Origin of the sequence: Roseomonas acroporae (genome assembly GCF_023223525.1) — a bacterium.
Lineage (GTDB): Bacteria > Pseudomonadota > Alphaproteobacteria > Acetobacterales > Acetobacteraceae > Roseomonas_E > Roseomonas_E acroporae.
On record NZ_JALPRX010000074.1, the window covers coordinates 1 to 6,761 of the forward strand.

The following is a 6,761-nucleotide window of genomic DNA, read 5'->3' on the forward strand; positions in this document are numbered from 1 at the left end:
CGCGACGCTGCCCGGGCTGCTGCGACGCGCCGAGGTGCTGTCGCTGCACTGCCCGCTGGAGGCCGAGACGCGCGGCATGATCGGCGCGGCCGAGCTGGCGCTGCTGCCCAAGGGCGCCATCCTGGTGCACACCGCGCGCGGCGGCATCGTCGATCAGGAGGCGCTGCTGGCGGCGCTCGATTCCGGCCAGGTGAGCTGGGCCGGCGTCGACGTCTTCGCGAAGGAGCCGCTGGCGGCGGACAGCCGCTTCCGCACCCATCCGCGCGTGGTGCCGACGCCGCACCTGGCCGCCAACACGCCGCGCGGCGCGGCCGGCATGGCCTGCGGCGCGGCCGAGAGCATCGTCGCCGTGCTGGCCGGGCGACTGCCCGCGCTGGAAGGCGCGGTGGTGGTGCCGGGCGGCCTCCCCGCGCCTCTGCTGCCGGCGGCCTGAGCGGAGGCTCGACGCGCCATGATCCCCCGCATTCCCGAGGCGCCGGTACCCGAGGCGCTCACCCAGGCCTTCGCCGCGGCCCTGTCGGCATCGGGATTCGCGGGGGAGATCGACCTGTCGGATTCGGCGCGGACGGTCCTCGCCACCGACAACTCGGTCTACCGCGTCCCGCCGCAGGCGGTGCTGTTCCCGCGCGACGCCGAGGACGTGGCGCGGGTGCTGCGGCTGCTGGCCGAGGAACGCTTCCACGGCGTGGTGCTGGCCCCGCGCGGCGGCGGCACCGGCACCAACGGCCAGTCGCTGACCCCGGGCCTCGTGCTCGACCTGTCGCGGCACATGAACCGCATCCTGGCGATCGACGCCACCGCCGGGCGGGTGCGGGTGCAGGCGGGGGTGGTGAAGGACCAGCTCAACGCGGCGCTGGCGCCGCACGGGCTGTTCTTCGCGCCGGAGCTCTCCACCTCGAGCCGCGCCACCATCGGCGGGATGATCTCGACCGACGCCTCCGGCCAGGGCTCCTGCCTCTACGGCAAGACGCGCGACCACGTGCTGGCGCTGCGGACGGTTCTGACCGACGGCACCGTGTGGGAGTCCGCCCCGCTGGCCGAGGACGAGTTGCGCGCCATCCAGCGCCGCACCGACCTGGTCGGCGCCGTCCACCGCGCCGTCGGCAGCATCGCGCGCGACCATGCCGCCGCGATCGAGGCCGGCTTCCCGAAGCTGAACCGCTGCCTCACCGGCTACGACCTCGCGCATATCCGCGATCGCGCGGGGCGCTTCGACCTCAACAGCGTGCTCTGCGGCTCGGAGGGAACGCTGGGCGTGCTGGTCGAGGCGACGCTGAACGTCCTGCCCATCCCGAGGCACAGCGCGCTGATCAACCTGCGCTACGACAGCTTCGACGCCGCGCTGCGCGACGCGGGTCCGCTGATGGCCTTCGGCGCCGCCTCGGTCGAGACGGTGGACAGCAAGGTGCTGGGCCTGGCGCGGAACGACATCGTCTGGGAGGGCGTGCGGGAGTACTTCCCCGTGGATGCCGGCCGTGAGGCGGCGGGCGTCCTGCTGGTGGAGTTCGTCGGCAACACGGAGGCGGCGGTGGAGGCCCCGCTCGCGCGCCTGACCGCCATGCTCGACACCGAGGGCTTCGCCGGCCGCCGCCTCGGCTATACCGTGGCGCGCGGCGAGGCGGCCGTCAGCCGCATCTGGGACATGCGCAAGCGCGCGGTCGGGCTGCTCGGCAACATGGCCGGGGAGCGGCGTCCGCTTGCCTTCGTGGAGGACACCGCCGTCCCGCCCGAGGCGCTCGCCGACTACATCGCCGAGTTCCGCGCCCTGCTGGACCAGCGCGGCCTCGCCTACGGCATGTTCGGCCACGTCGACGCCGGTGTGCTGCATGTCCGCCCGGCGCTCGACATGAAGGACCCGGCGCAGGAGGCGATGCTCCGTGAGGTCTCGGACGCCGTCGCGGCGCTGACGCAGCGCCACGGCGGGTTGCTCTGGAGCGAGCACGGCAAGGGCGTGCGCTCGGAATACTCGCCACGCTTCTTCGGCGACCTCTACCCGCTGGTGCAGGCGGTGAAGGGCGCCTTCGACCCGCGCAACCAGCTCAACCCCGGCAAGATCGCCACCCCGCCGGCAGGCGGCGCGCTGCTGCGCGTGGACGGCGTGCCGACGCGCGGCCAGGCGGACCGGATCATCCCCGCGCATGTCCGCGCCCCCTACGACACGGCGATGCACTGCAACGGCAACGGCGCCTGCTTCGACTGGGATTTCGACGCGCCGATGTGCCCCTCCTGGAAGGGCACGCGCGAGCGGCGGCATTCGCCCAAGGGCCGCGCCATGCTGGTGCGCGAATGGCTGAAGCGGCTGACCGAGGCCGGGGTGGACCCGGTGGCGGAGGCGAAGGCCCTGCGCGCCGCCTCGCCGCTGGCCGGGCTCCTCGCGCGGGTCCGCAACACGCGGGCGGCGCGGCGCGGCGAGGCGGATTTCTCGCACGCGGTGAAGGCGGCGATGGACGAGTGCCTCGCCTGCAAGTCCTGCACCGGCGGCTGCCCGATCAAGGTGGACGTGCCGGGTTTCCGCGCGCGCTTCCTGGAACTGTACCACGGCCGCTATCTGCGGCCGCTGAAGGATTACCTGGTCGCCACGGTCGAGCACGCCCTGCCGCACGCGGCGCGCTGGCCGCGCTTCTACAACGGGCTGGTCGGCAGCACCCCCGGCCGCGCCGCGCTGCGCGCGCTGGGGCTGGTGGACAGCCCGCCGGTCTCGGGCATCGACCTCGGCGCCGAACTGCGCCGGCGCGGCATCGCCCTCGCCACGCCGGAGGCGCTGCGGGCGCTGGACGCCGCCGAGCGTGCCCGCTCCGTCGTGCTGGTGCAGGACGCCTTCACCAGCTTCAACGAGACGGCGCTGGTGCTGGACGTGCTGGATCTGCTGGCCGCGATCGGCGCGCGGCCCTGGATCGCCCCCTACCGTCCCAACGGCAAGCCGCTGCACGTGCACGGCTTCCTCGGCGCCTTCGGCCGCGCGGCGGCGGCGAACGCGGCGATGCTGCGCGCCCTGGCGGAGACGGGCGTGGCGCTGATCGGCATCGACCCGTCGATGACGCTGACCTACCGCAACGAGTACAAGGAGACCGGCGAGGCCGTCCCGCCCGTGCTGCTGCTGCAGGAATGGCTGGCGCAGCGGGAAGGCGACGCCCTTCACCTCGCCCCCGCCCCCGCCCCCTACCGCCTGCTGCCGCACTGCACCGAGCGCACCAACGCCACCGCCAGCCTGCGCGACTGGCAGGCCGCGTTCCGGCGCCACGGGCTGGCGCTGGAGGTGCTGCCCGCCGGCTGCTGCGGCATGGCCGGCACCTACGGCCACGAGGCGAGGCACCGCGCCATGTCCGAACACCTCTACGGGCTGAGCTGGCGGCGCCACGTCGCGGCCACGCCCGAGCCGTCGCAGCTGCTCGCCACCGGCTATTCCTGCCGCTCGCAGGTGAAGCGGCTGGAGGGCGTCGCGCTTTTGCATCCCGCCCAGGCGCTCCTCGCCGCCCTGCGTGCGGGCACGACCCGACCGGCGCCGGCCCTGCCACGGCCGGCCTGACGCAATCCGTTCCCGAGAGAGAGACGAAGAATGTCACATCAACGGCTCCTGGGCCGCCGTGCGCTGCTGGCCGCGGGGGGTGCCCTGGCCGCCGCGCCGCTCGCCCGCCCGGCCCTGGCGCAGCCCGCCTGGCCCGTCGGCCGCCCGATCGAGATGGTCGTGGGCTTCGCGCCCGGCGGCGGCACGGACGTCATGCTGCGCGCCATGGCCATCTTCCTGGCGGCCGAGCTGCCCGGCGCCAATTTCGTGGTCAGCAACCGCCCCGGCGCGGGCGGCGAGACCGCCTACGTCGCCATCCAGAACGCCAGGCCGGACGGCTACACGATCGGCGGCCTGAACACGCCGGGCTACCTCTCCGTCCCGATCGAGCGCCGCGTCCGCTACGACCGGTCAAAGATCCGCACCATCGCGCGCTTGGTCGACGACCCGACCGCCTTCGTGGTGCACCAGGATTCGCCCTACCGCACCCTGGCCGACCTCGTCGCCGATGCGAAGCGGCGCCCCGGCCGGATCAGCGTCGGCTCCTCCGGCGTCGGCACGGACGACCATCTCGGCCTGACGCTGTTCCAGGCCGTCACCGGCACCGAATTCATCCACGCCCCCTATGCCGGCGCCGGGCTGGTGAAGAACGCGCTGCTCGCGCGGCACATCGACGTCGCCGGCTTGAACCTCGGCGAGATCGGCATGCTGGGCCAGGACCGGCCGGCACTGCGGCCCCTGGCGGCCATGGGCGCGCAGCGCTGGGACCTGATGCCCGACGTGCCGACCTTCCGCGAGCAGGGCTACGACGTGCTGATGACCAGCGAGCGCGGCATCGGCGCGCCGCGCGGCACGCCCGACGAGATCGCCCTGCGCCTGCAGGAAGCCATCGCGCGCGTGGTGGCCAAGCCGGAATGGGCCGAGAAGGCGCGCCAGCTCGAACTCCCCATGGCCTACCTGCCGGGCGCCGAGTGGGAGGCGCAGATGCCGGAGCAGGAGGCGCGCTACCGCCGGATCTGGGAGCGGACCCCGTGGCAGCAGTGAAGCCGCCCTGCCGCGCGGTGGTCTCGGGCCGGTCCGGAACCACCGCCTGCGCGAGGCCGGAAGCCAGCTGGGGCAGGGCATGACGCCGCCGCCATCCGGATCCGCCGCCCGCGGCCCGATCTGATCCACCGAACCCACGATAACCGCGACAACAAGGAAACGCCCCGGCCATGATCCACCGTCGTCTTCTCCTCTCCGCCACGGCCGGCCTGCTGGCCGCGCCCTGCCTGGCCAGGGCGCAGGCCTGGCCGATCCGCCCGCTGCGGATGATCGTCGCCTACCCGCCCGGCGGCGCGGTCGACCTCGCCGGCCGGCTCATCGCCGAAGCGCTCGGCGCGCGGCTGGGGCAGCCGGTGGTGGTGGACAACCGCACCGGCGGCGGCGGCACCATCGGCACCGCCGCCGTCGCCCATGCGGCGCCCGACGGCTACACGCTCGGGGCCAGCGCAGTGAACAGCCTCGCCATCAACCAGTACCTCTACCGCAACCTGCCCTACGATCCGGAGAAGGACCTCGTGCCGGCCTCGCTCGGCTGGGAGGCGCCGCTGGTCGTGGTGGTGCCCGCCGAGCACGTGCCGGTGCGCACTCTCGCTGAGTTCATCGCCTGGGCGAAGGCGCGTCCGGACGGGGTGGCCTTCGGCAGCTCGGGCGTCGGCACGACGGTCCACCTCTCCGGCGAGATGCTGTGCCGGCGCACCGGCATCCAGGGCACGCACATCCCCTTCCGCGGCGGCGCCGACGCCCTGACCGGCATGCTGCGCGGCGACATCCAGATGACGGTGGACAACCTGCCGACGGCCCTGTCGAACCTGCGCGGCGGCAAGCTGCGCGCCCTGGCCGTCACCTCCGCGGCCCGGGCGCCCGACCTGCCCGACGTGCCCACCATGGCGGAGGCGGGCGTGCCCGACTTCGTGGTGACCTCCTGGGGCGCCGTGGCCGTGCCGGCCGGCACGCCCGCCGCCATCGTCGAGCGGATCTCGGCGGCGATGCGGGACGCGGCGGCCGATCCTGCCGTGCAGGCCCGCTTCCGCCCGACCGGCAACCAGCCCCTGGGCACGACGCCGGCGGAGGCCGCGGCCCGCGCCGCCCGCGAGCGGCCGATGTGGGAGAACCTGGTCCGGGTCTCCGGCGCGACGCTGGATTGACGGCAATGACGGCGAAAGCGGAAGGGAAGGTGGCCTGGTCCTCGGGCATGGCCGCGCCCCGGTCGGCGGTACCGTCCGGCGCGACGGACTGCCACTTCCACGTCTACGACGCGCGTGTCCCGTCCCGGCCCGGCACGCCGCACCACCCGGACGCGGTGGAGGCCGACTACCGCGCCCTGCGGCAACGCCTGGGCCTCTCGCGCGGCGTGCTGGTGCAGCCCTCGGCCTACGGCACCGACAACAGCCGCCACCTGCAGGCGCTGGAGACGCTGGGGCGCGCGGAGCACCGCATGGTGGCGGTGGTGGAGCCGGATGTGGCCGATGCGGAACTGCGGCGGCTGGACGCGGCCGGCGTGCGCGGCGTGCGCTTCAACCTCACCATGCCCGGCGTGCTGACGGCGGCGTCGGTGGCGCCGCTCGGCCGCCGGATCGCGGCGCTGGGGTGGCACGTCCAGGTCAACGCCCCCGAGCCGCTGCTCGTCGCGCTGGAGCCGGTGCTGGCGCGGCTGCCCTGCCCCGTGGTGCTGGACCATCTCGGCCAGGTGCCGCAGCCGGCGGGGACGGAAAGCGCCGCCTTCGGCACGGTGCGGCGGCTGCTCGACGGCGGCAAGGCCTGGGTGAAGATCTCCGGCCCCTACATCCGCAGCCGCGCCGGCGCACCCGGATTCGCCGATTCCGGCCGCGTGGCGACGGCGCTCGCGCAGGCGGCGCCGGACCGCCTCCTCTGGGGCAGCGACTGGCCGCATCCGACGCAGCCGCCGAACCGCAAGCCGGACGACGCCGACCTCCTCGACCGCTGCGCGGCCTGGATCGGTTCCACAACGCTCTGGCACCGGATGCTGGTGGACAATCCCGCAGCGCTCTATGGCTTCGAGGCATCCTCGTCCTGATCCGCGGCATGGGCGGCCCTGGGGGAAGGGCGTTGCCTTCTCCAGACCTCGCCCACCGGCAGCCTGAGGCCTCCGGACCGGCATCGGACCGCCGTGGATACGATGGCAAAGATGGGCTTCATTCGGACCCGCCTGCCGGAGCGGCCGATCGTACTCGTGGCCGACAGCGGCTTCGCC

Annotated in this window: 5 protein-coding genes; all 5 read left to right on the forward strand. The window is 74.4% G+C overall.

Features of this window, described 5'->3' with window-relative positions:
* Positions 1–433: NAD(P)-dependent oxidoreductase (locus M0638_RS17190; RefSeq protein WP_282572107.1), on the forward strand; the 433-nt coding region annotated here is incomplete at its 5' end.
* Between the two features lie 18 nt (positions 434–451).
* The gene (gene ydiJ / locus M0638_RS17195; RefSeq protein WP_248668230.1) at positions 452–3,526 is read left to right on the forward strand and encodes a D-2-hydroxyglutarate dehydrogenase YdiJ; all 3,075 of its coding nucleotides are present in this window, start codon (positions 452–454) and stop codon (positions 3,524–3,526) included.
* Positions 3,527–3,556: 30 nt separating this feature from the next.
* The gene (locus M0638_RS17200; protein WP_248668231.1) at positions 3,557–4,549 is read left to right on the forward strand and encodes a tripartite tricarboxylate transporter substrate binding protein; all 993 of its coding nucleotides are present in this window, start codon (positions 3,557–3,559) and stop codon (positions 4,547–4,549) included.
* 170 nt (positions 4,550–4,719) lie between these two features.
* Positions 4,720–5,694 (forward strand): Bug family tripartite tricarboxylate transporter substrate binding protein, encoded by a 975-nt coding sequence (locus M0638_RS17205; RefSeq protein ID WP_248668232.1) that lies wholly within the window; start codon positions 4,720–4,722, stop codon positions 5,692–5,694.
* Between the two features lie 5 nt (positions 5,695–5,699).
* Entirely contained in the window at positions 5,700–6,584 is an 885-nt protein-coding gene (locus tag M0638_RS17210) for an amidohydrolase family protein (RefSeq protein WP_248668233.1), read from the forward strand.
* Positions 6,585–6,761: the final 177 nt, after the last annotated feature.